Below are 25,949 nucleotides of genomic sequence, written 5' to 3' on the forward strand. Positions count from 1 at the left end.
CTGTTCTGAAACGGATAGAGCCGGCGCGCGATCCGCCCGCGCGCCAGTCAAAGATCACGCGGCCAGCGCCGCGATCTTGGCCTCGGCCAGATCCTGCAGCACCTGCGCCGAAGGGCCGAGCCTGGTGATCGCGTCAGGCACCGAGGTTCTGGCGTAATCGACGGCGGCCTGTGTCAGCGCCGTGGGGCCCGCCCCTGCCCCCAGCCGCGCCAGCGCGAGCTGCGCGCCGGTCATCAGCGCCGAATGCAGCGCCTCGCGGTGACGGGCCTCGATCTCGATACCGAAGCGGCGTTTGACCTCGGCGGCGATCCAGCCGACCAGCGCGGTGACCCCCAGCGCCAGCAGTTGCAGAATGTGCGGCATCAGCGCCGCGATAATTGCGTCAAGCATGGGAGATCCTTTCAGAGCTTGAGAAGATGGGAATGGAGCGCGCCGCGCGTGGCGGGGCCTGCGAGGCCGTCGACCGTCAGACCGGCCAGGCGCTGGAAGGCGCGCACGTCGTTCGGGCCCTGCCCCAGCAGCACCAGCCCCGCGCGGGTATAGAGGGCCAGCCGGTCGGCATAGCCGTTCAGCCCGCCATTGATGCGGCGGGTGATCATCTCGATATCGCCTTTATCGGCATAGGCATTGAGGCTGCGCCCCGCCCCCGCCTGCCAGAACCAGACCGCCGACAGCCCGAGCCACGGATCGCCCATGACCGCATCGGGCACCGCCTCGAAATCCGGCCCCTCGGCCCAGACGGTGAAGCGGGCATAATTCGTCCGCCCCGTGATCTGGATCGGCCCGCGCCCGCGAAAGCGGTAGCCATCACCCGCCTGCAGATTGCCCAGATCGCGCCGCCCCTCATAGCGGCGCTGCGCGCGCGTCGGCCCCCAGGATTCGGCGGCATAGCGGAAGCGCGCGCTTTCATGCGCGATCTGCGCGACAAACTGCGCCAGCCGGTGTGGCAGGGCCATATCCCGCGCGCGGGGATCGGCCAGACCGGCCACCACCGACCGCATAAGCGGGGTTTCCCGACGGCCCGCGATGGCCGCCAGATGTGCTGTGCTCAGCATGTGGTTTCTCCATGAAAAAACCCCGCCCAAAGGGCGGGGTGTGGGGGTTAGGGTTCGGGCGTCAAAAAGAATTAATAAATATTACTTTTTGGATTGACCCGAATATCTGATATTCTAGATGGACTCACCGAATTTAGTTGCGTTTCAAATATCGACCTCCCGCATGCATACATATCAAACTGACAAAGTTCGGCGCCATATCGGTGAAGCTCTCGTGGCTTTCGGCCTTGCGGTGGTGGCATTCAACCTCTTGGGATGGAGCTTCGATCTTCAGCCCCTCGTCCGGTTTCCGGATGCGGCAATGGTGCCCAGCACGGCGGTCAGCCTTGCGCTTCTGTTTATAGGCAGCGCGGCGGTTTTCGCCCTGCCTCCCAAAAACAACACCGCAAGAATTTGCAGTCTTACGGCTGCGGTCATCGCAATGGTCAATATCGGGTTGCGGCTGACCGCAGATCTGGATCTGGATTACCTTATCCCCAACCGGACAGCGGGCGACCGGATGTCCGGAGGCACGATCCTGTGCATCATGGTCAGCGCGGCAACGATTTTGGCGCTCTCTTCCGAAAAGCTGCGGAAGTTCGAATTCCACCTCTCCGGCGCGATTGCCGGCCTTCAACTGATCATCGCCGTTTTCTTTCTGTGCCGGTTCGTTCCGGGCACACCGCAGGCCCCTCTCATCTTCGAGGCCATGTCACTCTACACGGCAGTTTGTTTTCTGGTCCTGTTCATCATCCTCTTCGTGGCAGCCGTCATCCTGCCGCTCCTGCAGCCGGAAGACATCGATGCGTGAGACCCCGCCAAACGGCGATCGTGTGGCATCCACCTTCCGCAAAGTTACGGCGCGTCAGAATTCGCGCGACGCGGGTATTTCCCTTGAACGGATAGATGGTCGCGGCCTAGGCTAGGAACATCAACACGCATTGTTTTGATACCCTCAAAAAGGATACTTGGGCGCGGGTGGCAGCATAGTCCCGCGCCTCTTTCTTTTAGCCCCTCACAAACAGCTTCCGCCACCTTCCGCCGTTTTCCGGCGGCGGGGTAAAGAGGGCGGCTCAGATCAACCGGCCGGCCCCCGAGCGGTTCGAAATGATCAGCTCGCGCGCCTCGGTCGCACCTTTGGCAGCCACGCTATATTTCAGCGCCACCTCCTCGAAGTCGAAACCCGCGAATATCTCGCGGATCTCGGGCGTGTCATTGATCGACAAGATGAAGCCGCCCTTGATCTGCGCCAGCTGCGCGGCCATCACCGCGAACTGGCTACGGTCAAACAGACCCTTGCCGTAATCGCTCTCGCCGCCATGATAGGGCGGGTCGAGATAGAAGAGCGTGCCCTTGCTATCATAGCGGCGCACCAGATCGGCCCAATCGAGGCACTCGAACACGACCCCTTCCAACCGCTCATGGGCATCTTCCAGAAGCGGCCCGATCCGCGACAGCGAGAACCGCGCGCGATCGGTCGAGACCCCGAACACCCCGCCCAGCTGGCCGCCGAAGGCCAGCCGCTGCAGATAAAGAAAGCGCGCCGCCCGTTCGAGGTCGGTCAGGCTTTCGGGCGGCGTGTTGCGCAGCCGTTCGAATTCCCGCCTCGACACGATCTGGAACTTCATCACCTCCATCAGCTGCGGGTAATGGCGCTGCAGGATTCGGAAAAGATTGACGATCTCGCCATTGATATCATTGGCCACTTCCAGCTTCGGCTTGAAGCGCCGCCGCAGGAACACCCCGCCCATACCCACGAAGGGCTCGACATAGGCGTGATGATCGATGGCCTCAATCTTTTGCACAAGACGCGCCGAGAGGTGTTTCTTGCCACCCAGCCACGGAGCAACGGGCTGGGCACTTTTGACTTGATTATACATATGATTCTGCCGGATACGGCGCCCGCCCTCTCTAGGGTCAGGCGACCATTCTTGCAGTAGCTTGGGTCGGTGCGGTTCGTTAGCGCGTGTCGCACGGTCGGGGTGGTGGAACACCCCGGCCCCTGAAATCAGGAGCCAAGCAAAAACCCCGCCCAAAGGGCGGGGTGTGTCAGTTCCAGAACTTGGACCCTGTGGCCCATAGGAAGGCTTTCTCGCCGATCCGCCCGTGGCAGGCGTGGCGCACATCGGCGTAGCTCTCGGCCAGCTGGGCCTCGGTCAGGCCGACCACCAGCGCCTCGAACTCCATGCGCCCGACCGCGCGGATCTGCGGCCTGTCATCGAACCGCGCGGGCACCCGCACCGCCTGACCGTGGCGAGCGCCCAGCCACCAGACAAGGCCGAGGAAATCGCAGCCCGAGCGGTAGCGCTCGGCCCAGCCCCTGATCCGCACGCCCTCTTCGGTCTGCGTGACCTGCGTAATGTGCAACGGCCCCGAGACCGGCCAGAGCTGGCTTTCCACCCAGGGCGGCACCGTCACGAAGACCAGATAGCCCACAACCAGCCGGAACCAGATCTCGCGCTCCCGCAGAAGCTGCCGCCATAGCGCCTCGAACATCACTTCTTCCCCGTGAACTTATGGCTTTGCGCGTCGATCATGGCGATCACGACCTTGGCCACCGACATACCGCCCACCCCCGCCAGAAACCCCGCCGTGGTGGCGTCTCCGGCATCGGGCCACATACCGACGCCCGCCAGCCAGTTCGCGATGACCGGCCCCAGATAGCGGGCAAAGACCGCCCCCGTGATCACGGCGGTGACCCCGTCGAGGAGGACTCGCAGAAAGCTGATCGGGCTCTTGCCCTTGATTTCCATGATCCAGCGCACCGCGCCGCCGACCCCGCCCGACACATAGATCTGACCCGCCGCGCCGGTCGCCCATGTGATGATCAATGACAGGTAGAGCCAGATATTTTCCCAGAGGCTGGGGTCTTTTTCAGGCATTGTTTCGTCTTTCCGGTTGGCCGCGCATATCGGGATGCGCAGGTGTTCCCATAAAAAACCGCCTCGGTGGGCGGGTCAGAGCGTGTCTTCAGGGGCGGGATCTTCGGGCGGGGCCTCGGGCGGCTCGGGCAAGGGCACCGGCCCGCTGGCCACCGTCACCGGCACGGGAAACCGCTGCGCCTCGGAGGCGCTGTCCCCGATCGGCAGGAGAAGCGTGACGGTCCAGTCATCGCCATCACGGACGGCGCTCTGGATGTAGCCGGCATCGAACGCAAGGCCCGTCTCGGGATCCACGGCCAGCGCGGCGAGATCCTGCGCCTGACCGTTGAGAGTCAGCGTGGAGCCAGACACCGAGAGCGTATCAAGTGCGTCATCCGTACCGGGGCGGCGGACGATTGGTGAAAAGATGATGTTCACGAGGTGATCCTTATTTCCAGCGACCAATGGCCTTCAGGTGGATGATTTTTGCGCTTCCCGCTGCCATTGCGACAACGGACCAAGCCCTGTAATTGGCAGAAGTTGCACCGACACCATTGAAGGTCATGCCACCGACGACGGTCGTGCCCGTCTCGATTGACCCCGTAATCGTCAGGTTACTATTGTCAACGAATGCTGCGGGATATGTCCAAGTGTTGCTGGTATCCTGGCGATATACAGCGCCCTGCGCCGTGGCCCACGCAGCGTCCGCAGCGCTTATCCTTGCATGACAAATTTGCGTCCCATCGGGAAGACGGACATAATTGCCATTCGCATTCGAGCCATATTCAGGATGCATCGCCGTCCACCCCGTCCAGACGCCGAACATACGATGACGGAAATACCGCTGCCTGAGTGCGGATGTCGGATAGATCGGGGTGAATTCCTGACAAATATTTCCGTTATCAATCGCCATCGTTCTCACGAAACCGATCGAGGCCGATCCGGGCAGATTTGTAGCAATGGGATAGCAGTTGATCAGCGAGCCTATCGGGGCATCATCGAGACTTGTGATGCCAACTGCGGTCGCATTGACCACCGGCCCCAATATGCCGTTATCACCCGCCTTCAACAGCCGGCCAGTGGTGGTGTCGAACTTGCTCTGCGTGACCGCCGTACCGCTTGCCAGACCACCGGCCACTTTCAACGCGCCGGACTGGCTCAGAAGGGACCGCCCGTCCGCCGTCAGATCCGCCATCGCCATTGCGCCCGCGCCGGTAAAATAGGGCAGCTTGTTGGCGGCGCCGGTCAGATGGGCGAAGGCTGCGATATTCTCGGAGGGCACATCGCCGATCATGGTCTCGATCCAGTCGCCCATGTCCTGCATGTACTGGCCCATCACCGGAAACCAGCCCAGAAAGCCTTGCGCATCGGCGGCGAAGGTCGGGCTGCCAAGGATCGGCGGGTCATTGGGCGCGGGGGTGAGGGTGGGTTTTGCCATCAGGCGACTCCTGTCAGGGAAAGGGTTGCAATCGTATGCCCGCCGCCCGAAAGCGCGGGGAAGAAGTCATCGGCCACGCCATAGACGGCGAGGGCGAAGGGCGTCATGTCATCGCCCGGGTAGAAATAGGCCGGCGCCCCGCGTGCCTGTTCGAGCGCGCGCTGGATGCGGCGGTTGGCGGTGGCCTCGAACGAGAGCTGCCATTCGGCCTTGCGGGCGGTGGCGCGTTTGACGATCGAGATATTGCCGAAATCATCCACCTCGCGGCGCGAGTAATCGGTGAAGCCCGATTTGGACCCTTCCAGCACCTCGCCCAGCAATTCGCCCCGCCCCATCACGATCTCGGAGACCGAGGCCGTGCCGCCGGGATTGGCGATGGTGATCTCGAGCGTGAAACCCGACAGCGCGCCCAGATCGGCAAAGATCTGTTCGGGGTCGAAGCTGTCCTCATAGGTGAAGAAATCCAGCCAGCTCTGGATCGCGCCCGTGTCCAGCAGATTGGCGGTGCGGTCATAGACCACACTGCCGCCACTGTCGCGGATCACCAGCTGCAGCGACACCGCCACCAGCCCGATAAAGGCCACCGCATCGACCCGCGCCGGCAGGCCGATGCGATAGGTGATCGCCTCGGGCCAGCTGGTGACCAGCCCGAGCGTCGCGTCAAAAGCCCGCCAGCGATTGGTCGAGCCCGCCGCCACCCAATATTGCGCCGACAGATCCGCGCCCTCGGGGGCAATGCCGGAGTTCTCGTCCGCCAGACTTTCGTAGATCTGGTGACGGGCGGCCAGAATGACCCGCTCGCCCGTCTGATAGACCGCAGCGGCGTCCCATTCGGGATGGTCTTCCTCGGTCACATTCGTGGCCTGCATCGCCCCCGCGCCAATCGCCACGGGGATGATCATCAGAGCTTGGGTCATTGCGCCTCGGCCTCCCGCCGTTCTTCAAGGGTGCGGATCTTGCGCAGATCGCTATTGCCATTGAGCTGCAGCTGGCGGTTCTCCTGCCGCAGGCTCTTCAGCTCGGCGATCACCTCGCGCAGAAGCCCGTCCTGCGCGCCCTCCCCGCCCGAAAGCATCCTGCGGGTCTGGTCCGCCGTCCAGATCCGGCTGGCACCGGTGGCCTCCAGCTCGGGGCCGTTCTCGCCCACCAACCGCAGCCCGCCGCCATGCAGCCCGCCGCGCGCGAATTGCGGGATCTCGATATCGACCCCCATCGCCTGCAGCTCCTGCGCCGCCGCCACCAGCGCCTCCTGCAGCCCCGATTGCTTGAGCTGTTCGGCGGCGGCATCGGCATTGAGCGTCTGCGCATAGGCCAGCGCTTTCTCATAGGCCGAGCGGTTGAGCGCATTGACCGCCGTCAGATAGGCCTCGCTGCCATCGGAGCGGCTGAGACCGGCCAGCGAGGGGTCGCTGGCGCTGGCCTTGAAGGTCTGGCCCGCCACCACATAGCTTTGCAGCCCCGTGCTGACATAGGAGCCCAGCTTCATCAGCTGCGTCACCGCGCTATAGACCGGCAGCGCCACCGCCTGCGCGGGCGAGAACGCGGCCAGCTCTTCGGCCAGCGCCGCATAGCTGGCCTGCGCCTGCGCCAGCTTCACCTCCTGCGCCTGGGCCTGGGCGAAGGCGGTCTGCGCCTGCACCGCGACCCGCAGCGCGTTGAGATGGTTGCGCAGCTGCACCATCGTTTCGCGCGCGGCCTGTAGCGGCACCTCGACCGTGCTGCCCAGCAGGCTGGCAAAGGCCGCGCCCGGATCGAAGCTGAAGCTGCCGCCCAGCCGGATCGTGGCCGAGGCCCCGCCCGAAAGCGCCGCCACCAGCGTCTTTTGCGCCGCGCTCAGCCCCGACTGGTCGACCGCCACCGCCACCGTGCGGGTCATCGCGCGGTCGGTGGCCAGAAGGGCCGCGCGCAGATCGGCCTCGAGCCCCTGCGCCAGATAGACCCGCACCCCGCGCGCCAGCGTCGAATTGCCCGCCAGCGCCAGCGCCATCTCCTGCGCATCGAGGCTGTTGACCGCCCAGAGCCGCACCTGTTTCTGCAGGCTCGAGGTGGTCGCCAGTGCCAGCGCGGTCAGATCCACGCCCAGATCGTTCTGCGCCAGATAGGTGACCGTCTTCACATGTTCCGAGGCCCCCGTCAGCGCCAGCCATTTCTGCTCGGCGCTCAGATCCGAGCGGGCGATGAAATCCACATAGCGGCTCACCCCCGTGGCGCTATCGGCCAGCATCGCCTTGAGATAGGCGGGGATCTGCGCGTCCTCGACCACATCGATGGCCAGATCGATCTGCTTGCGCAGCCCCGCATAATTGAGCGCGGCAGCGGCGGTGATCGCCTCGTCCAGCGCGCCCAGCTGCGTCTCGAGCACCCCGATCTGCGCATCGCTCAGCGCATTGCCCGCCGCCAGATAATCGCGGGCCTCGGTCAGCAGATCGACCTGGCTCTGGCTCAGGCTGGCCATCGCCTCGGCGCGTGCGCCCTCGATCTGCGCGATGCCCTGCGTCTGGCCCAGATCGGCGGCCACCCGCGCCTGTGCCCGCGCCAGCTCAAGCGCCGTGCCCGCCTGATCGCCCATCCGGTCGAGATAGGCCTGCGCCACCTGCGTCAGACCGGTGACCGCGTCCAGATCCCCCGCCTGAGCGGCGGCCAGCGTCATCTGGTAGCGCCCCTGCGCATAGGACAGCGCCGCCCCGGGCGAGGTCATCGCCGAGGAGGTGCCGCGCATCTCGGCGATAAAGGCCGCGATTGTATCGGCGGCCTTGTACCAGTTGGTGGCGGCCTGCGCCGAGGCCTGCTGGGCGGCGGTATAGGCCGAGATCGAGCTGTCGAGCGAGGTCGAGACTGTGCCCGACAGCGCCTCGATCTGCGCGGTGAAACTGGCGACCTGCGGCAGGATCTCGTCGAACACCCCCGCCATGCCGACCAGCGCCGCCCAGAGGCTGCGCCCGCCCGCCGTGCCAAGATCCAGCGCCTCGACCAGCGCGCGGTATTGCGCGCGCGAGGCGGGCATGCTCAGCCCCAGTTCCGCCAGCGCCTCGGTGGTCTGGCGCGTGGTGGTGGCCAGCCGTTCGCTCTCGGAATAGACGGCCTGATAATAGCTGCTGACCGCCGTGCCGAACGCCTCGTCGCCGCCCAGAAGCTGGGTCAGCTGGCTGGCCATATCGGCCCCCACCAGCCCCGTGGCGCGGAACGTATTGCCCAGAGTGTCCATCGCCGCATTGACCGTGGCCAGCGCCGAGGCCAGACGGGTGATCGTGGCCATCGCGCCCTCGCCTTCCGCCTGGAACGCCGCCAGCCCCTCGATCTGGCCGGCATAGGCATCGCCCAGACCGGTCAGCTTCTCTTCCAGCACCTCGAGCGCCTCGTCTTTCGACAGGCCCTTGGTCGAGAACTTCAGCGCATAGGTGAAACCGTCAAAGGCCTCGGCCCCGATCTCGAGACTGTCCGCCGCCGCCACGATCGAGGCCTGCACGTCATAGACCGCGCGGGTGACCGGATCGGCCAGATCGGCAGAGGCCGCGCTATATTTGGTCTTCGTGGACTTGGACAGCCCCCAGAATCTGGATTTCTCGATCAGCTGGTAGGTCTGCACGGTGACATCGCTGCCCGAGATCAGCGCGCGGATGCCGGTATCGAGCACCTTGGTCTTGCCGATCAGCCCCGAGATCAGCAGGCTGACGGCGGCAACCGGCAGGGCAATCGCCCCGACGGCTGCGGCAAAGCCCGACAGGCTGGAGGTGGCCCCGCCCAGCACCGAGCTGAGATAGGTGCCCGCCGCCCCGAAGCCGCCGCCTGCGCCGGTGAGGCTGGTCCAGAGCCCCGCCGCCCCCGACAGCGCGGACGACCCCAGACCGCCGATCGTGCCCGCAAGCCCCAGCCCGTTGGCCGAGGCCGCCCCGCCCGAAGCCGTCGCACCAGAGCCCGCCGCCGCCGTTCCGGCCACGCCGGTGAGCGAGCCGGTCAGCCCCATCGCCACCACGATGCGGTTCTTGGCCGCCGTGGCGATCATCTGTTTGAGCCAGGTTTTGAACATATCCCCGATATCTCCCAATGTGCCGCGGAAGCCCGCAAACAGCCCGTCGACCAGCGTGTCGGTCAGCTCGCCCGCCAGCGGCAGGCTATCGGCCAGCCCGGCATTGAGCTGCGCCATTGCCTTGTGCACCTCTTGCGGGGTCAGCAGGCCCTTCGTGGCCAGCGTGTTCAGCTCGGCCAGCTCGCGGCGGTATTTGTTGAGCGGATCGATCAGATCGCGCCAGCGTTCGGCCTCTTTCGCCTGTGCCTTCTCGAGCCGCTCGGCGGCCTTCGCACCTGCCGTGCCCGCCTTGGTCGCCGCCTTTTGCGCCGCCGTCAGCCGGTCGAGCGTGGCCAGATCCTTCTCCATCGTGTCGATCTTCTGGTTATGGCTCAGAAGCTGTGCATCGGCCAAAGCCAGATCCACCCCTTCCGCCACCGACTTGTCGCGCAGCGCCTGCGCCTCAAGCCGAAGCCCCGCGATGCGCGTGGCATTGGCCACGTTCTGCTTGTTGCGCGTGGCCTCGATCTGCACATCGAGCATGGCGATCTGGTTGTCGAGATTGGCCGAGAACCCCGAAGCCGCCGCCATCGCCGAGGCCAGACGCTGGGCGGCATCGGCGGCGCTATCGAGGCTCACGGGCAGCCCCGCCGCCAGCTTATCGGACAGCTCGAAGAGGTTGCGCATCTGGAACGCCTCGACCGTCGTCTGGGCCGCCGCCAGCCGTGCCTCGCGCAGACCCTTGGGGATCTTGCCCGTCTCGTCCACGGTCAGGCCCAGAAGGCGGTAGAGTTCCTGCGTGGCCGCCGCGACCTCCTGCGGGCTTTTGGCTTTGGCCATCTCGTCCATCGCGGTTTTGACCTTGCGCGCCTGATCGATCGTCAGGCCGTATTTCCGGTTCAGCTCATCAACCGCCGCACCGGCCTGATCGTAGAGCATGAAGGACGTGCCGGTCTGCGTGATGGCATCATCATAGTCCTGCAAGCTCCCGATCACGCCTTTCAGGCTGTTCTGGATGGCCTTGGTTTTTTCTCCGATCTGGTCGAACCCCTCGATCTTCTTGGCATCGAGGATGGCGATGTTCATCTCGCGCGCGGCCTCGGCATTGTCTCCGAACTCCTTGCGCAGCGCGGCCAAGGGGGTGGTCGCGGTCTCAAGCGCCGAACGCAGATCCCCGAGCGAGCTTTCCAGATCGCTGGTCGCGGTATCGAGGTCTTTGGCCTTCTTGCCGAAATCGGTCAGCAGGGGCAGCACGACCGCCCCCACGGCCACGATCGTGCCGAGCGCCGAGCCCACCATCGCGAGTTTGCCCGAGAACCCCAGCGCGCCCAGAAGCTGCGGCGCCTGCATCGCGAAGGCGCGCATCGCATCGGTGCCGCCCGCGATCTGCACGAAGAAGTCCTGCACCTGGAACGAGGCGTTCGAGAAGGCCGAGGACATCCGCCCCGAGACCCCGCCCGCCTTCTGCATCACGCCATTGGTGGCCGAAAGCTGCTGGCCCAGAAGCTTCAGCGTATTGGCCCTCGCGCGGTCATCGATGACCCCCGCCGCCTGCGCCGCATTGAGCACCTCGACCGCCTGCTTGTAGCGCTGCGAGCTGGCATAGAGCGGGTCGACCGAGGCGCGCAGGCTCTCATAGGCGCGCGCCGCACTGGCCGCGCTGCGGGCCTGTTCGGCCTGCGCCGCCTCCCCCGCCCGCACCGCCTGCGCCGCGCGATCGGCGGCGGTCGCCACGCCCAGATATTTGGCCGCCGCCTGTTCAAGCACCTGATTGGCCGCGCGCTGGCTGGCCACGCCGCTTTCGACAAAACCCGCCACCTGACGCTGGATATCGGCATAGCGCTGGCTGGCCGCAAAGGCCGGATCGATCGAGGCGCGCAGCTGGTCAAACGACCGCGCCGCCTTCCCCTCGACCGAGGCCCGCACCCCCGCCCAGGCCTGATTGATATTGCCCGCCATCTTCTGCGCCTCGGCACTCGCCGCCCGCGCTCCGGACTGGAACTGGCTCAGGTCCAGCCCCAGCTTCGCCTGCATCGCTCCCGCTTGGCCCATAGCCATAACGCACCTCATTCGCATAGAAAAAGGGGCAGACCGTGAGGTCCGCCCCTAGGGGATTGGTTGGAGGAATGATCGCTATCGGATGCTCATTCCTTGCTCAGTGACAATGGACACGCCCGCCATTGCTATTGTCAGCGTGGCAGCATTGGCCCGGTGGGGATGATTTACGGCAACCACCCCCATGTGCTTCGGCTACGCTGGCCGAAAGCGATAAGACATAGAGCGAGACTGCAATCAGGGCAGAGAACTTCATAGGAGCATTCCAACGTAAAATGAATGAGATCGGCATTGGCAAAAGAGAAACTGATTAAGCAATCCAAAAATATCACCAACATACTGATTGCCTAGGTCTATTCGTCCAAACTCGTTAATCCCACCGCCAGCGGATCCTCCCCCGCCTGCCTTGCCTCGAAATACCCCGCGCACATGTCGAACAGGAGTTCCGCCTCCCAGCCCTCGCTGATCCGGCCCGTGGCCTGCATGAAGGCGCAGAGTTCGGGCCAGTCGGTGGCGCGCAGATCCAGCCCCGTGGAGCGCACCGGATCGAGGCGGATCATCGCCTCGACCAGATAGGCCCCCGCATCCAGATCGGGCAGGCCCAGAGGCCGCCCCATCCGGCGCGCAAAGGCCAGCCGGGTCTCCTTCCACGAGCGGGGCGTGGAATGGAGATGGCCCAGCTGGCGGGCATAGCGGATCAGCGCGCGTTTGCGTTTCCCAGATAGCTCTCGCGGGTGGAGGCGAAGGCCAGCACCTGTTCGACAAAGCTCTTCTCGCCCTCCTGCCCGTTGAGCATCTGCAGGTTCAAAAACCAGCGCAAATCATCTTCGGAGGTGGTCAGCGCCGCTTCGCCCCGCGCGATATTCTCGAAGCCCGTGACCAGCGGCACGGCGCTATCGACCATCTGGCCGTGCAGATCCTCGAGCGAGCGGACCTCCTCGTCCTTCTTGGGCTTGTCCTTCAGCTTGGCGCGCTGCAGCGCCCGCAGCGCCGCCTGCACGCTCCGGCTTTCAGTGCCCCGCACCAGCACGATGCAGGGCTTGGTGCGCCCGGCATCGGCAAAGAGCGGCTCGCCATTGGCGGGGTCCTTCAGATGCAGGCGGGCGGGGGTGTCCGCGGCAGAGCGGCTGTCGAATTTGGTAAAGTCCATGAGGTAAATCCCTGTGGTTCCGGTTCAGAAGAAACGGCCCGGAATGCGTGAACCACGCGCGCCCCGGGCCGTACAGCCACGCCAGTCTTCCAGCGTGGATCAGGGGTTAGGGCGCCACGCGCACCAGCGCCGAGTTGATGCGGAACTGGCCGGTCATGCCCTTGGCGGTGGAGGCCGTGCGCGAACGGTCGCGGACATTGGCGACCTTGGCGTGGAGATAGACCACCTCGCCATCGGGATCGGTGATCTTCACCGACACGTCGTCATTGCTGTTCGATTTGGCCTTCAGGATCTCCTGCCCCGCATCCGTGTTGCCGGTCACGAGGAAGGTAAAATCGCAGGTGCCGCCATCGAGCGCGCCGTTGACGTGGAGCGTGCGGCCCTTGAGCGTGGTCTCGGTGGTGTCTTCCGAGGTGTCGCCGATCTCCCCGAACTCGAGGATCTCGCCCACCTCGGCAAAGCCGGTCATCGCGCCGAAGCCCGCCGCATCCAGCGTGGCCGGTTTGCCTTCGGCCACTTCCACGGTGGCGCCGATATAGGTGCGTTGGGTCATCGCTTAGCCTTTCTTCTCGGGGGTGGTGGTGGCGGGTTTGGCCTCCGCCGCAAGGGTGATCGCGCCAGAGCGGATCCGCCCGCCCAGCACATTGCGGTTGTCGATCAGATCGAGCACCGATTGCGCGATCTCGGTCTCTTTGCCCGCAGGCAGGACGTGACCGCTGGGCAGGGTCAGATCACTGGCCCCGGTATTCTTGACCTTCGGCATCGCGAAGCTCCTTTGCTATGAGGAAAGATCCCCGCGCCTTAGCCGCGCAGGGGTTTGAGATAGTTGAGGGTGAAGCTGACCACGGCGGTGCCGATCACCGCCTCGCCCTCGCCATTGAGCGTGGTGGTGACCTCTTCGGGGGTCAGCGTCAGCCGCTCGGCCCCGAAGGCCCCCATCACCGCCGCCTCGATCGCCGCCGCATCGCGGTCGAGCTGATCCTCGATCTCGGCACCGCCGAGGCGTTTGATCACCACCTGCAACAGCACCTCGCGCTCGAAGGCATTGAGCGTGCCCGGACGCCCCCGCTCGCGCGGGGTGGCGACCCCCATCACCGGCAGGTCACTGGCCGAGAAGTTGCCCGCCCAGGCCGAGACCAGCGTGACCCCCGCAAGATCGGGGGCGCTGGCAAGGGCGGCCTTGGCCCGCGCGCGATAGAGGGCGCAGCTCATGGCTGCACCTTGCGCAGCTCGCAGATGACAAAGGCATCCCCTGCGGGCGAGCCCGAGGGGCGGATCAGCTCGACGGTGTAAAGCGTCCCCGTCTGCGGATCGATCCGGTCGCCCCTAGCCAGCTCCGGCACCAGATCGCGGCCCACCCGCCAGCTGGGGGCGATGATGACGATCGGGTGGCCGTCCTGATCTTCCGCCTCGATCGGTTCGGTGCGGAAGATCGAGCGGATCTCGCGCGGGGCCCCGCCTTTGGGCGTGTAGAGCACCGGCCCGCCCAGCACATCGGCCAGCACCCCCGCCATGCCCTCGAAGACCCCCGTCACCGGATCGCGCCGTCCAGTAGCACCACACCGACGGCGGACGGATCGACCGTCGCCTCGAGCGCGACCCCCACCAGCGTATTGCCCGAGGCGGTGGTGGTCAGCACATCGCCCTCTGCCGCCAGATAGACCTTGGCCCCTGCCGTCCAGGCCTGCGCCTCCGTCTTGGGCAGCTCGAACACGCCACGGCGGACCAGCGTCACCGGATCGCCCAGAGCGGCATCGTGCTGCGCCACCCCCGTCACCGCGCCGATCTTCACCAGCTGGCCTGCGGTCACCGCAGCCTCTGCCGTCAGGGTGATATGCTCGCCCGGTGCTACATAGTTCTTCATCACAAGCTCCTGTCGCTTAACGTCAAAACGGCGACGGGCACCCGTCATGGATGCCCGTTCGCCCGATCATGGAAACCGGTCTATGCGACCCGCTTATTGGCCCGCATTCTTGTAGACGCCGCGATATTCCACCGCCGCCGCCCCGAAGATGTGGCGGGCATTCATCGTCACCACATCGGGGTTCATGCCATCGAGCGTCTCGACGGTGGGGGCCTCGTAGCCTTCGAGATAGGCGTGCTGGATCGGGGGCATATCGCTAGAGACAAGATACCAGGCCGTATCCGAGCCGCCCGCCGCCGCGCCGAGATTGCCCACGGTCGAGGGGGTGAGCGAGTTCGAGAACGGGTTGGCATCGGCATTCTTGGCCGGCGTGATGGCAGCGGCGAACTGCATGGCGGGCAGCTCCAGCGCCGGCGGCACGATCAGCCGGTCGGGCTCGATCGACAGGAAGTCATCGCTGTCTTTCGAGCCGAAGGCCCGCTGTTCCCACATCGCCTTGCGCGCGGCGGCCACCGAGGTGACCGAGATCGCCGCCGCCTGCGCCGCGAGATTGCCGTGATCGGCATGGAACAGCGTCTTGCCGTCGGATTTGAGCTTGGCATTGGTGCGGAACAGCGTCCAGACCATCGACGCCTCCATCAGCCGCGCGGCGGTGGCGAACTCGGTCGGGATGCGCTGGAAGGCCCCCATATCGTCATTGATCACCGCCTCGAAGGTCAGGTTGATGGTGCGGCCCCGACGTTCGACCTTCAGGCCTTCGGCCTCATCGACCAGACGGGCCTGTTTATATTCGCCGTTCTCGCCCACGGGCTTGAGCTGGAAGTCCCCGCCGAAGCGCACCGCATGCAGCTCGCGGAAATCGGCCGCCGAGATCGGCGCGCCGGTCACCAGCTGCCAGCTGGCCGCGCGGCGGTTATAGGCCTCGATCAGGGTGCGCTTCATCACCTCGGTGGTGATATAGGCGAAATCGCTGACGCCCAATGCGCCGCCCGTCATGGTGGTGGCCATCATGCCGCGCTTGACCTGTGCGGCCTCGTCATAGCCGCGCGAGCCACCCGCGAGATCCATCGCCATGCGCTTGAGGCGCAGCCCGCGATAGTCCGCTGCCGGACCGTCGGTCTTCTTCATCAGCGCGCCGATCATCCCTTCCATGCGGGTGTCGGTCTCGTCGCGGGTGATCTGCGCCGGTGCATGGCTGCGGGTGGGGGCCTCTGCCGCCGCCATCTGCGCCATCAGCCGCAGACCGGCCTCTGCCACCTGCGTGCCGTCATCGACAAGCGCGTCGATATCGGCCTGCATCAACCGGCCCGAGGTCAGAAACGGCGCCGCCATCTCGCGGATGCCCTTCACGCGGGCGCGCTCGGCGGCGACCGGATCGGGGGCCGGTTGCAGCGCGGGGGCCGGTTGCGGCGGGGTCGCCATCACCGGTGCCGGTTGCGGCGCGGGCGGGACCGGCGCGGGCGTCGGGGAGGTGGTTTGTGCGGTGGGGGTGGTCATGGTTGCATCCTTTGCAATGGACAATCGGGGAAGACGGGACAGCAGGCGCTCATAGGTGGCGCCCGCGCTCATGAAGGCCGCACGGGCCGCCTCCATCGTGGTAAATCGTGTCAGGCGCGCGGTGGGGCTCTCCTCGCCCGCAACCGCATCGGCAAAGCCCTGCGCCACGGCCTCTTCGGGGCCGTACCAGGTCTCTGCCTTCATGATCTCGCGCATCTCTTCGGGGGTCTTGCCGGAGGCGCTGGCATAGACGGCGGCATAGGTATTGGCCGAGGCCCCGATCACATCGGCCTCGCGGCGCATATCGGCCTCGGTGCCGAAGACGCATCCCGACGGGTCATGGATCATCAGCTGCGAGCCTGCCGACATCAGGCGCGTGCGTCCGGCCATCAGCAGCAGCGAGGCGGCAGAGGCGGCCAGCCCCTCGACCACGATGGTCACGCCCCCCGGATGGGCGGCAAGGATCGCGCGGATCTGCTCGCCCGCCCAGACATGGCCGCCGCCCGAATTGACGCGCGCCGTCACCGGCCCCTCGCCCAGGATCTGCAGTGCCTCGCGGACCATACGCGGGGCGAAGAACACATCTTCCTCCCACATATACCCCACATAATCGTCCAGCAGCACCGTCCCGCTCAGGATCAGCTCGCCGCCCACAATCAGGTCAGTCGCCTTCATCATCACTCTCCACTGTCTTTGCGGGCGGCTCGGCCCCTTTGGGCTGGACCGGCGCGAGGCCCGCCGCCCTGTCTTCGGCCTGATCCTGCGCCCGTTCGGCGCGGATCGTATCGGGATCGCGGCCCAGCTCGCGCTGGGTGCGCTGGCGCGAGTTCAGCCCCGCCTCGACCTCGTCGATCATGGCGGGGATCTCTTTGGTGGGGTCGACAAGGATCCGGCGCGGCGGGGTCCAGTCCAACGTGAAGGCAAGGCCCGTCTGGCCCGCCATCGCCAGCCCCTCGCGGAACCAGCGTTCCATGCCGCGACAGAACTGGCCGATCATCAGGTTGCGCTGCCACATGCGCACCAGCCGGTCCATCTCCATCCGGCCCATCCGCCCCGAGGAGAAGTTCACCCCCTTGAGGTCACCGGCCAGCGACTCGTAGCTGATCCCCAACCCCATCGCGACCATGCCAAGGCCACGGCGCATGAACTCGTCATAGCCATCGACCTTCGGCGGATCGGTGAAGTTGGGCTTGGCCCCCGCGGGGAGGTTGACCACCGCGCCCGGGGCCAGCTCTTCCAGCCCCGCCCCCGCATTGGCGGGCCGCGTGGCCGCGTCCTCCCATTCGATCACCACGGCCATCAGTGCCGCCATGCGCTGTTTGAGGATCTGCGCCTCCTGATAATCGCCCAGCTCGCCCAGCGTCATCATGACAGGTGCCAGCCACGGCACCCCGCGCAACTGGCCCGCCCGATCGAAGCGCCGGATATGCAGGACATCGGACCAATGCACCCGCGTCGAGGACAGCGCCTTGCGGTTCTGCACGGCACCGGGATGCTCGTTATAGAGGTGATAGGCCTCGATCGCGCCGGTGGGGCCGTATTCGATGCCCTCCACCACGAGGTTCTGCCCGTACGATTGCACCGTCTGGTCGAGGTAATCGGCCTCGATCAGCTCGACCTGATAGGGCAGACGCAGATGCGGATCATGGCGCGGGTTGCGCATCCGCCTGCGCACCAGCACCTCGCCATCGCCAAAGACCGTCCCCATCACGATACCCTGCATCTCGTAGAGGTCATATTCGCCGAGGCTGTCGATATCGGGGGTCAGCAGATGCTGCAGGGCCTCGGCCACAAGGCCGCGCTCGCGGTCGCTTTGCGCACGGATCGAGGGGGTGATCCCTTCGCCCACCACATTGGCGACCACCACATCGCGCCCGCGCGCCGCATAGGGGCGGTTGCGGATCATATCGCGCGAGAGATTGCGCAGCCGCGCGCGATGGCCGAAGGCCGCCGCATCCGCCGCAGCCCCCGGCGCTTTCCAGCCATAGGTGCGCCGCCCACGCGAGGCGGCGTCATAGTTCATCAGCTGCGCCGCCCCCGCACGGGCGCGCATGCGTTTGAGACCCGCTTCAGGACTGAAGAAGGTCACCACACGATCAATGGGGTTCATAGGTCAGAGGCCTCGCAAGGTCTTGGGGTAGCTCACGCTGAAGGCGCCGGGCCGCGCGCCGCGCAGCGCATCCTTCATCAGCACCAATGTGGCGCGCATCTCGTCGAGCGAGCGGTATTCCACCCGCTCGCCATTGATCTGCACCACCCGCGCGCCGGTGGCGATCGCACGTTCCATGCGGGTGATGTCTGCCTCGGTCCAGGCCATGCTCTAGCGTCCTCGAAGATAGCGGATCCCCATCCGCGCAGGCGGCGGGGGCGCGGATGATTGGGAGGGCACGGGGGCCTCCCCCGCACCGGTGGCCGCGCCTGCGCCGGAAGCCGGATCCGCCGGTGGCGTCCGATCCGGCCCATAGGCCTGCGCGAAGGGATTGACGGCCCCCAGAAGCGCCCAGTCGGGCGGGGCGTCCCAGTTGATCCGGCTGATCCCCTTATGCTCGGCAACCGCCAGCGCCTGCACCGACAGGTCGAGCGTCTCGTTACGTTTGACGCCGGTCTTCAGCTCGTAGCCTTTGGGGCCCTTGCGTTCGGCCAGCAGCTCGGCGCGGTGTTCCTCGTCCAGCCAGTCGGGCGTGTGCTGGGCCCCGGGGCCGCGTTCGAACCGCCCCAGCGCTGCCAGAACCGAATCCTTCAGCCGGTCGGTGGCCATGTTCAACAGCCTGATCGCCCGCGCCTTCTTGCCGTTCGAGCCGCGTTCGGGCGAGGCATACCAGACCCTGTCGCTATGCTTGAGACCGCCCCGCCCGATCGAGAGGAACCACAGATCCCCCTCGCCCGCACGCCGGCGCGCGCGCCAGAACCGTTCGGCATGATCGGACCATCCGGCAGGCCCGTTGAAATCCACCACCAGCGCGCAGGGCGCGAGTGCCCAGGGCTGGCCCGCCACCGGATAGGTTCGCGCCGCCAGCCCGACCAGCACGCCCGCATCCTCGGCATAGCGACCGGGATCGAGCGCGCGGAACTGGCCATCCTCGTTTTTGGCCTTCGGGGCGTCCTCGGGCGGTTGCGCCAGCGCGAAGCGGTCGATGATCACCCGCTCGCCCTGCGCGCCCCAGGCCATGACCAGCGCCTCGAAACGGTTGCCCTGCACATCGACCGAGGTGGTGATGAAGCGTGTCCAGCCGGGGGCTGTGCGCTGATCGAGGCGCACGGCATGATCGGCCAGCATGGCCGTGGTCAGCTCGCCCTCGACCTGCCCCCCATGCGGCACATAGGACTCGCCGCGTTCGGTAAAGTAGACACGGCTGAGCTCGGTATAATCGCCGAACTGCTCGGCCTGTCGCAGCGCCAGCTCGTAAGAGGTCACGATGCCTTCCCAGCTGGCAAAGGCCGCCGCCGCCCCGTTGAGCGAATAGCTCGCCACATCGGTGGCGCGCAGATCGGGATCGTCGATGGTGACCAGCGCCCGTTTGCCATCCTCCCCGACCGTGCTGCCCTCATGCAGCCAGCCGCCCCGCCCCCTGAGGATCTGGCGGTTCATCTCGTTCTTGTGGCGATGGCTGTAAAGCGCGCCGCAATGCGGGCAGCCCATCTCGGCGCGCGCGCCCGCCACGGCAGGCTCGAGTGTCGCGTCATAACGCAGGAGCTTGAAATGCGGCTCGAACAGCTGGCCACAGTCGCGGCATTGCCAGTAGAACCGCCCGCGCGTGCCCTCGTTATAGATCCGCACGATCCCGCCCGAGACGGGCGGCAGCTCATGCGGGTTCTGCGGCCCCGCCTTCCAGGTCTCGTCGGTGACCGGAAAGGCGGGCGTGCTTTCCAGAAGGACACAGCCGCGCGACATGAAGGTGCGGATCCGCTGGCGCGCCATCCCGTAGGGGCTGCCTTCGGGCGCGTCCTTCGGCCCCAGAACCTGCGGCATGTGGTCGTAATCGGTCAGCAGCACCAGCCGCTGCGAGCGCGAGGACAGCTGGCGTGCCACCGGATAGCCGATGGTCAGCCGCATCCCCTTGAAACGCTTGCGCGAGAAGGTGCTGTCATCACGCGCGCGGCCCAGCCGGTCGCGCACCGAACGCGAATTCTCGATCATCGGATCGAGCTTCTCCTCGACCCATGCATCCGCATCGGGCTTCGACATATGGATGATCTGCACCGGCGCGGGCGCGCACATCACCGAATGCACCGCCACCGTGATCAGCATCGTGGTCTTGGCCGATTGCGACGGGCCCACGAAACAGACCGATTTGAACTTGCGCGACTGGGTGATATCGGCGGGCTCGACCATATAGGGCGCCACCGCGCGGTCGAAGCGCGACCAGTCCGTGCCGATCGGCACATGCATGTAGGCTTCGGCGGCATCGGTGACCGAGATCCGCGAGGGTGGGTCCAGCAGCGGCAGCGCATCGGCCAGGAGCTCGCGCGGCTGGATCCATGCCGGAAGCGGCGGGATGCTCAGCACCGAGGCCCCGCGATCCATCATCTCGACCATATCTCAAAGCCCCATATCCTGCTGTTCGTAATCGGCAAGCTGCGTCACCTGCGCCGTGCCCATGATCGACAGCTCGATCATATTGCGCATCTTCATCACCACCTGATCGCAGCGCGCCTCGACCTTGGCGACCTCTTCGACCCCCAGCCCCAGATCGCGCTCGAGGTGGTCGGGCATCGTGCCCAGGGCCGTGGCCACCACCCCGATCAGGTCTTCCAGCAGCTCCGAGACCTTGGCGGCCCGCACCAGCTCGCCGCGCTGTTCGGCCACGCGGTTGCGGTGATATTCGGCCTCCGACCATTCGCGCAGCTGCTTGGCGGTCAGCCCGCCCTCCTCTTCCTCCTGCTCTTCGTCGAGATTGCGGAAGGCGAGCGACGCCTGCATGGCCAGCGCATCGCCGCGCGCCTTGCTCTCGCGCGACTGCTGTTCGCGGGCGCGCCGCCAGGCATAGCAATGCGACAGCTGGAACTCGTAGCTGACGCCGTTCTGGCCTGCCGTTTCCACCGGCATGCCCTGCCCCACCCATTTGGTCACCGTGTTCTCGGAGACATTAAAGGCCACCGCCAGTTGCGCGCGGTTCATCACGCCATCCGTCAGCCCCTCGGGCAGCGGAAAGCGCGCGACATCGAGCACGCTCCCGTCGGATAGCGTGACAAGGGTATCCATAAACTCTCTCCTGATTAGAGCGCGATCAACGAGGCACCCGCCCCGAAGGTCGCCAGCCGTCGGGTGGCCAGATCGCGCAACACCTGCTCAAGCGTCGTGGCGCTCATGGCCCATCCCCTTGAAAAGAATAACAACAACAACCCCAACCTCCCCTGCCGGAAGATCCCGAACAGGCGAAAGTCACGGGGTGCGAATTACCCGCATGCGGGCAGGCCCGCGGAAGGACCCGTGGCCGATCCGGCGCGGATGGCGGGGTCAGCCGAAGCGTTTGGCGATCATCTTGGCCAGCGTCCGGCCCAGATGCGCGGGCAGCCGCGTCTCGTAGATCCGTTCGGCCTCGGCGAAGAAGCCCAAGCGCTTCTGGTAGACCGGCACCTTGTCCGACAGGATCGCCACCCGCTCGGCAATGCCCGACGGCCCGCGCTTGTAGATGTCCTGCGTCAGCCCCGCCTTGGGCACGAAGTAGCGCGCCCGCTTGGGGCGGCGCTTGCGCGAGGCCGTGGTCTCGTTGGCGCTCCGGTCCCGCTGGGCATTCAGCGCCGAGAGCACCTGATTGCGCTCGCCCGTCGACCAGTTGCCATAGGCATCGAGCCGCGCGCCCTCGGCAGGGATCACCGACTGGATGATACCCTCGAAGGCGAGGTTCTGCGCCAGCAGCTTCTCGAAGCCCGTCTGGCCGCGCGGCCCGCCCTCTTCCTGCACCTTCAGGTAATGGCGCCGGCCAATCGTGGCCCGCTCTTCCACCGCCGCTTCCAGATCCGAGGCCCGCGCCTTCTTCACCCGAAAGGCGTTCTGCGTGAACCGCGTGGGCCGGTCGAAGACCACCGTCATCCGGTCCGCCACCTGCGCCCGCGCTTCTTCCACCGTGTCGTTAAGCGCCCAGGTCGAGGCGATCACCACATCGCGCTTGGCCAGCGTATCAAGCGCGGTCGTGAAGCCCGACACGTCGAGGATGGGCTGGGGCATGAGAGGCACCGATGTCTGGAAATGCAAAACGCCCGCAAGGTCTTTCAACCTTCGGGCGCTCGTGTGGTGACTGCAAAATGTCAAATCGGACTTATGCAGTCAACAACTATTTTGCCACGGAGAGAGTGCAGGAAGCGCAGAGGTGACATGGATCGTGTCGAGATACCCTGGAACACGCAACTGCATGGACACCTCCAGAAGTGCACCATACCAGTCAAGATACCTACGTCGCCGAGCGGCCATATCTGACCCGCCACCCACATACATAATCGGGCAAACCTTCGAGGTAAGCTCTAAACGATTGCGACATTTAGGGTGGCGATACCACCAGATATCGCCCTTTGCCTCTAAGGCGATAGGGTTTCCAGCCCGATCAAAATCCCACGCCATCGGCACCACCCGCCGCACACACGATCCCCGCCAGTCAGGCGCAGTCCCTGCCCGCGCATGGGTCGCCACCAGCACCGCCATCTCGCGCCCGAACATCGGGTTCAGCTCCAGCGCCTCGACCGCCGCCGCAATCATCGCCGCATCGGGGTGGATCTGTGGCGCAGGGCCAGCGCCGCCGCCATCGATCCGACAGCCCAGCTTGGCCTGCTGCATCATCCGCCACTCGGGCGAGACGCCCACGCGGTCGAACTCATGCGCCCCGCTATGATCGAAGTCCATCCGCGCGTTCTCCGGCCCGAAAGCCCATTCCAGCGCCGAGCGCACGCTCATCACCCGAGGCCCCGCCGCCACGATCCGGTCCCGCCGCACATCCGCCATCATCATTGCTCTGCCTCTGCCAACCGCGCGATTGTCTCGCATTTGCCCATTGCCGCCCGCCGCCGCTGGCGGAAGGCCAGATCCGCGTCACTGACCATCCGGTCCGCCGCGAGGTTCTCTTCGATCACCGTCAAGCGGCGCTGGTTGTCGCGGGCCTGTTCGCGCAGCTGGTTGGCCACGAAAGCATTCGGCCAGCGCCGGTTCTGCTTGAGCCAGAAGCGCAACTCGGGGGCCCAGCCATCGCGCAACGCCTCCTGCCCGATCCCGTTAGCGAAAACCGCGCGAAGAAGCGGGCTGCCATCATCGGAGGGCGGCTGGATCTCGGCGGCCCATTCGAGGATCTTCACCGCGATCGGGAACCGGTCCCCCGCCTTGCCGCCCGGATTGGCCGCCACCTGTTCGGCCAGCGCCGAAAGCGACAGCTCGCTCATATAGGCCAGCCGCTCGCGCAGCCCCGCCTGCATCTCCTCGAACCCCGCCTTGGTCAGGGTCGAGGGCTTGGCCAGCCCCTGCCGCAAAAGCGGCTCGATCAGCATCGCCTGCACACGCTTCTCGCCACTGGCCTGTTCTGCACTGTCCATGTCACCGCTCCTTTCTCTCGGCAAATCCCGACTTATCCACAGGCACCCCGCGTTTTCGTCCGGGATGCGGGTAACTGTTATGTCTCTGTCTTTGTCCCTGTCGTGCAGGACACTTTTGAATCTGTCCGAAATTCGTCCAAATCTGTCTTGCGGACAGATTCGAGACACTTTGGACAGAATGTCAGAAAGCCGAACGCGTCCGGTTCAGCTGCATCAGATGGGCCGACCACGCGCCAAGCGCCTGTTCGATCCAGACCGAGGTGCGATAGCCGGAACAACGTTCCGACAGCCAATCCTCGATCCACAGCACCGCGCCATCCTCTTCGGCCAGCTTCGCGTTATAGCTGGCCAGCGTCGTGCGCAGGCGCTGCAGGCGCTTGGCCTTGTTCGCCGCATCGTTCTTGGCCTGATTGTCCTGCTTGCGCGAGATCGCCTCGGTGACCATCAGCAGCACATGCGGATGGTAAAGCCGCCGCGCCCCGCCTTTCGTCAGACAGGATTGCCACTTGTGCAGCGGCCCGTATTCCATGCGGCACAGCGCCTTGAAATGCGCCGAGTCGACACGCAGGTGAAAGGCCAGCTCATCCATGTCATCGGGCAAGGTGCCCACCGGCGTCTGCTCCATCGACACGCAGATCAGATCGAAATAAAGCGCGCGGCATTCTGCCGTGCCCTTCGCCCGCATGGAGGAATTGAGCCAGCGCCCGTGCTCCCATGCCATGAAGTGATGGCTGTCGAGGCGGGTGTTTTCGTCGAAGGGATACTCCAGAAGATCCTGCGTATCGACCACAGCAAAGGCGCGCTCAACCCCCATGACGGACCTCCTGTGCCTCGACCATGACCGGCACCCCATGCGAGGCCGCCCATTGAACATCCGCCCAGATCTGCGGACAGGCCCGCCAGCCACGGCTGGCCGGAACCCACAAAGCGCCCGCCGCATTGCGGATCGGCGCGACCCAGCGGGCCCAGTGTTTCGGCTCACGCAGGCTCAGGTGCATATCGGCTTCCAGCATGGCCGCGCCCAGCACCACCGGCGAAACCGCCGCCACGCGGAAGCGCGCAAGCTCGGCAGCCGCCCGCGCCGCATCCAGCGCCACGGCCTCCGGCACCTGCCAGCAATCGATCCGCACCGGCGTGGTGACATAGACCATCCGCCCGCCCGAGCGCTGCGCCATCTCGACCGGCCCCACCCCGAAGACAATCGGGGCGGACCAGTCCTGCGGCTTGGCGGCGCGGGCGAGATCGGCCCAGCTATCAAACGGGCCGCTCATGATTCGCCCATCCGATTCTCAATGGATGAACACAGCAGATGTACGCCACGAAAAGCGGGCGACTTTTTAGTGGGTTTTGGCCCGTTGGTGAACCCCAACAATGAAGTTGACCTGCGTGCGTTTTGGCTAGATGCAGAAGAGATGCGGGACGGTTTGCGCCAACAAACCGCCCCATAGCGCTGCCCGACCGCGCTGAGTAGCCGGGAAACACTTGCACGACACCCACCCCTCAAAAGAGGTGCCGCGCGCTTTGCCACGAGGTTTGAGAACACATGACAAAACCTAAGGAAACGCCTTATGGCGTTCCGCTGAACGATATCAACTACAAACGCCCCTACCTGACACGAGCCGAGCGAAATACCGCACGGAAGCTTCGTGCCGAGGGACATTTCATCCACCATATCGCCGCAATGTTGGGCACAAATACTGCCCGCGTGTCTTCTGCTATCAGAGCCATGAACACGAAGAATCGGGCCAGCAACGACGGTCAGGGTTCGCTGTTCTGATTCCATCGGTCTCGCCCGACTAGGGGCGAGACCACATAAAACCGTCATTCCCATTATTCATCCCCCACGAATTCGAGAATATTGCGCGCGATTAACCGCGCCTGCGGCACGCTCAGGAAGGCGAAGGCTTCTGGCCTTTCGTCTCCTTCGATCACCCGCACCATCAACCCGCGCTGAGACATCGACACTTCGACCTCTGCACCATTGGTATGATTGAAGACTTTGGCGGAAACCGTGGTCCTCACCTCCTGCGGGCGGCGCGGCGGGGCGACTGTTCTCTCGACCATCACACATCCCCCTCGCGGGCCGAACGCCCGAAGGCCATAGCGGCGGTGATCGCGGTCACCGCCTCGGGGCCTTCCTTGTCGAGCTTGGTGAAATCGCCGGTGCGCACCGCATCGAGAAGAGCGGGGCCGATATCGCCCACCTCTTTCATCGTCCGCACCGCCAGCTCGTCAAACTGCGCCTTGACCGGATCGCCGGGCACCCGCGCCATCAGCATCGTGCGGATCGGAAACCGCCCCGCGATCTCTTCCAGCTGGAAGGCGAGGTTCCAGTCGAACCGGCCCTCGCCACTGATGATCTTGCTCAGCGTCCCTTCCGACATCTGCCGCCCCGTGGTCTCGCGGATCGCGGCCACCACGGCAGGGCCTTTTCCGGCATGCTGCACAAGGCTGGCAAACATCGCCCGCAGCGCGGCGCTTTCGTAGCTTTCAATCATTGGTTTACCTCGGAAAGCGGTTTTCCTT

The 25,949-nt window shown here is 65.5% G+C and carries 30 protein-coding genes; 2 read left to right on the forward strand and 28 right to left on the reverse strand.

The window, feature by feature from the left end; all coding sequences use genetic code 11:
- Window positions 1-54 precede the first annotated feature (54 nt).
- On the reverse strand, window positions 55-390 hold the full coding sequence (locus tag WDB86_RS06405) for a hypothetical protein (protein ID WP_406736921.1): 336 nt from the start codon (window positions 388-390) through the stop codon (window positions 55-57).
- An 11-nt stretch (window positions 391-401) separates the two neighbouring features.
- The gene (locus WDB86_RS06410; RefSeq protein ID WP_406736922.1) at window positions 402-1,055 is read right to left on the reverse strand and encodes a glycoside hydrolase family 19 protein; all 654 of its coding nucleotides are present in this window, start codon (window positions 1,053-1,055) and stop codon (window positions 402-404) included.
- Window positions 1,056-1,269: 214 nt separating this feature from the next.
- Here WDB86_RS06410 and WDB86_RS06415 point away from each other — a divergent pair, with 214 nt between their 5' ends.
- Window positions 1,270-1,845 (forward strand): hypothetical protein, encoded by a 576-nt coding sequence (locus tag WDB86_RS06415; protein ID WP_406736923.1) that lies wholly within the window; start codon window positions 1,270-1,272, stop codon window positions 1,843-1,845.
- Window positions 1,846-2,107: 262 nt separating this feature from the next.
- Here WDB86_RS06415 and WDB86_RS06420 read toward each other — a convergent pair whose 3' ends face one another.
- The 24 genes from WDB86_RS06420 to WDB86_RS06535 form a co-directional block, all read right to left on the reverse strand.
- Window positions 2,108-2,914, reverse strand: coding sequence for a DNA adenine methylase (locus WDB86_RS06420; RefSeq protein WP_406736924.1), 807 nt, complete (start codon window positions 2,912-2,914; stop codon window positions 2,108-2,110).
- 169 nt (window positions 2,915-3,083) lie between these two features.
- Complete coding sequence (locus WDB86_RS06425) at window positions 3,084-3,530, reverse strand: hypothetical protein (RefSeq protein ID WP_406736925.1); 447 nt, start codon at window positions 3,528-3,530, stop codon at window positions 3,084-3,086.
- Window positions 3,530-3,916 carry a hypothetical protein gene (locus WDB86_RS06430; RefSeq protein ID WP_406736926.1) on the reverse strand — a complete coding sequence of 129 codons (387 nt, stop codon included), beginning with the start codon at window positions 3,914-3,916 and terminating at the stop codon, window positions 3,530-3,532. The genes WDB86_RS06425 and WDB86_RS06430 overlap by 1 nt, the downstream gene beginning before the upstream one ends.
- 75 nt (window positions 3,917-3,991) lie before the next feature.
- Window positions 3,992-4,333: a hypothetical protein gene (locus WDB86_RS06435; RefSeq protein WP_406736927.1), complete on the reverse strand. Its 342-nt coding sequence runs from the start codon at window positions 4,331-4,333 to the stop codon at window positions 3,992-3,994.
- Between the two features lie 10 nt (window positions 4,334-4,343).
- A complete protein-coding gene (locus WDB86_RS06440; protein WP_406736928.1) occupies window positions 4,344-5,333 on the reverse strand; it encodes a hypothetical protein in 990 nt (329 codons plus the stop codon).
- The gene (locus WDB86_RS06445) at window positions 5,333-6,250 is read right to left on the reverse strand and encodes a hypothetical protein (protein ID WP_339109272.1); all 918 of its coding nucleotides are present in this window, start codon (window positions 6,248-6,250) and stop codon (window positions 5,333-5,335) included. The genes WDB86_RS06440 and WDB86_RS06445 overlap by 1 nt, the downstream gene beginning before the upstream one ends.
- A complete protein-coding gene (locus WDB86_RS06450; RefSeq protein WP_406736929.1) occupies window positions 6,247-11,397 on the reverse strand; it encodes a hypothetical protein in 5,151 nt (1,716 codons plus the stop codon). Before WDB86_RS06450 ends, WDB86_RS06445 begins: the two co-directional genes overlap by 4 nt.
- A 350-nt stretch (window positions 11,398-11,747) precedes the next feature.
- Window positions 11,748-12,011 carry a hypothetical protein gene (locus tag WDB86_RS06455; RefSeq protein ID WP_406736930.1) on the reverse strand — a complete coding sequence of 88 codons (264 nt, stop codon included), beginning with the start codon at window positions 12,009-12,011 and terminating at the stop codon, window positions 11,748-11,750.
- An 80-nt stretch (window positions 12,012-12,091) separates the two neighbouring features.
- Window positions 12,092-12,544, reverse strand: coding sequence for a hypothetical protein (locus tag WDB86_RS06460; RefSeq protein ID WP_339109268.1), 453 nt, complete (start codon window positions 12,542-12,544; stop codon window positions 12,092-12,094).
- Between the two features lie 106 nt (window positions 12,545-12,650).
- The gene (locus tag WDB86_RS06465; RefSeq protein WP_339109267.1) at window positions 12,651-13,097 is read right to left on the reverse strand and encodes a hypothetical protein; all 447 of its coding nucleotides are present in this window, start codon (window positions 13,095-13,097) and stop codon (window positions 12,651-12,653) included.
- A gap of 3 nt (window positions 13,098-13,100) precedes the next feature.
- Window positions 13,101-13,307: a hypothetical protein gene (locus WDB86_RS06470; protein ID WP_406720430.1), complete on the reverse strand. Its 207-nt coding sequence runs from the start codon at window positions 13,305-13,307 to the stop codon at window positions 13,101-13,103.
- A 38-nt stretch (window positions 13,308-13,345) separates the two neighbouring features.
- Entirely contained in the window at window positions 13,346-13,756 is a 411-nt protein-coding gene (locus WDB86_RS06475; protein ID WP_406736347.1) for a hypothetical protein, read from the reverse strand.
- Window positions 13,753-14,079: a hypothetical protein gene (locus WDB86_RS06480; RefSeq protein WP_406720717.1), complete on the reverse strand. Its 327-nt coding sequence runs from the start codon at window positions 14,077-14,079 to the stop codon at window positions 13,753-13,755. Before WDB86_RS06480 ends, WDB86_RS06475 begins: the two co-directional genes overlap by 4 nt.
- Window positions 14,076-14,408, reverse strand: a complete 333-nt coding sequence (locus WDB86_RS06485; protein ID WP_406736346.1) for a DUF2190 family protein — start codon at window positions 14,406-14,408, stop codon at window positions 14,076-14,078. The genes WDB86_RS06480 and WDB86_RS06485 overlap by 4 nt, the downstream gene beginning before the upstream one ends.
- A 93-nt stretch (window positions 14,409-14,501) precedes the next feature.
- Window positions 14,502-16,583, reverse strand: a complete 2,082-nt coding sequence (locus WDB86_RS06490; protein ID WP_406736345.1) for a head maturation protease, ClpP-related — start codon at window positions 16,581-16,583, stop codon at window positions 14,502-14,504.
- Window positions 16,567-18,015, reverse strand: coding sequence for a phage portal protein (locus WDB86_RS06495; RefSeq protein ID WP_406736344.1), 1,449 nt, complete (start codon window positions 18,013-18,015; stop codon window positions 16,567-16,569). The genes WDB86_RS06490 and WDB86_RS06495 overlap by 17 nt, the downstream gene beginning before the upstream one ends.
- 3 nt (window positions 18,016-18,018) lie before the next feature.
- Window positions 18,019-18,222, reverse strand: coding sequence for a phage head-tail joining protein (locus tag WDB86_RS06500; RefSeq protein WP_339109260.1), 204 nt, complete (start codon window positions 18,220-18,222; stop codon window positions 18,019-18,021).
- A gap of 3 nt (window positions 18,223-18,225) precedes the next feature.
- On the reverse strand, window positions 18,226-20,442 hold the full coding sequence (locus WDB86_RS06505) for a terminase gpA endonuclease subunit (protein WP_406736343.1): 2,217 nt from the start codon (window positions 20,440-20,442) through the stop codon (window positions 18,226-18,228).
- A gap of 3 nt (window positions 20,443-20,445) precedes the next feature.
- Window positions 20,446-21,108, reverse strand: a complete 663-nt coding sequence (locus WDB86_RS06510; RefSeq protein ID WP_339109258.1) for a DUF1441 family protein — start codon at window positions 21,106-21,108, stop codon at window positions 20,446-20,448.
- A 255-nt stretch (window positions 21,109-21,363) separates the two neighbouring features.
- Window positions 21,364-22,074: a hypothetical protein gene (locus WDB86_RS06515; RefSeq protein ID WP_406736931.1), complete on the reverse strand. Its 711-nt coding sequence runs from the start codon at window positions 22,072-22,074 to the stop codon at window positions 21,364-21,366.
- Between the two features lie 99 nt (window positions 22,075-22,173).
- Window positions 22,174-22,848, reverse strand: a complete 675-nt coding sequence (locus tag WDB86_RS06520; protein ID WP_406736932.1) for a hypothetical protein — start codon at window positions 22,846-22,848, stop codon at window positions 22,174-22,176.
- Window positions 22,845-23,423 (reverse strand): hypothetical protein, encoded by a 579-nt coding sequence (locus WDB86_RS06525; RefSeq protein ID WP_406736933.1) that lies wholly within the window; start codon window positions 23,421-23,423, stop codon window positions 22,845-22,847. The genes WDB86_RS06520 and WDB86_RS06525 overlap by 4 nt, the downstream gene beginning before the upstream one ends.
- A gap of 181 nt (window positions 23,424-23,604) precedes the next feature.
- Window positions 23,605-24,237: a hypothetical protein gene (locus WDB86_RS06530; protein WP_406736934.1), complete on the reverse strand. Its 633-nt coding sequence runs from the start codon at window positions 24,235-24,237 to the stop codon at window positions 23,605-23,607.
- Window positions 24,227-24,694 (reverse strand): DUF1937 family protein, encoded by a 468-nt coding sequence (locus WDB86_RS06535; RefSeq protein WP_406736935.1) that lies wholly within the window; start codon window positions 24,692-24,694, stop codon window positions 24,227-24,229. The genes WDB86_RS06530 and WDB86_RS06535 overlap by 11 nt, the downstream gene beginning before the upstream one ends.
- Before the next feature lie 272 nt (window positions 24,695-24,966).
- On the opposite strand from WDB86_RS06535, the gene WDB86_RS06540 reads away from it, so the two are divergent.
- Window positions 24,967-25,200: a hypothetical protein gene (locus WDB86_RS06540; RefSeq protein WP_406736936.1), complete on the forward strand. Its 234-nt coding sequence runs from the start codon at window positions 24,967-24,969 to the stop codon at window positions 25,198-25,200.
- A gap of 53 nt (window positions 25,201-25,253) precedes the next feature.
- On the opposite strand, the gene WDB86_RS06545 is transcribed toward WDB86_RS06540, so the two are convergent.
- Complete coding sequence (locus WDB86_RS06545; RefSeq protein ID WP_406736937.1) at window positions 25,254-25,487, reverse strand: hypothetical protein; 234 nt, start codon at window positions 25,485-25,487, stop codon at window positions 25,254-25,256.
- Window positions 25,487-25,921 (reverse strand): hypothetical protein, encoded by a 435-nt coding sequence (locus tag WDB86_RS06550; protein ID WP_339109249.1) that lies wholly within the window; start codon window positions 25,919-25,921, stop codon window positions 25,487-25,489. The genes WDB86_RS06545 and WDB86_RS06550 overlap by 1 nt, the downstream gene beginning before the upstream one ends.
- Window positions 25,922-25,949 lie beyond the last annotated feature (28 nt).

Origin of the sequence: Thioclava sp. GXIMD4215 (genome assembly GCF_045291555.1) — a bacterium.
GTDB classification, from domain to species: Bacteria; Pseudomonadota; Alphaproteobacteria; order Rhodobacterales; family Rhodobacteraceae; genus Thioclava; species Thioclava litoralis.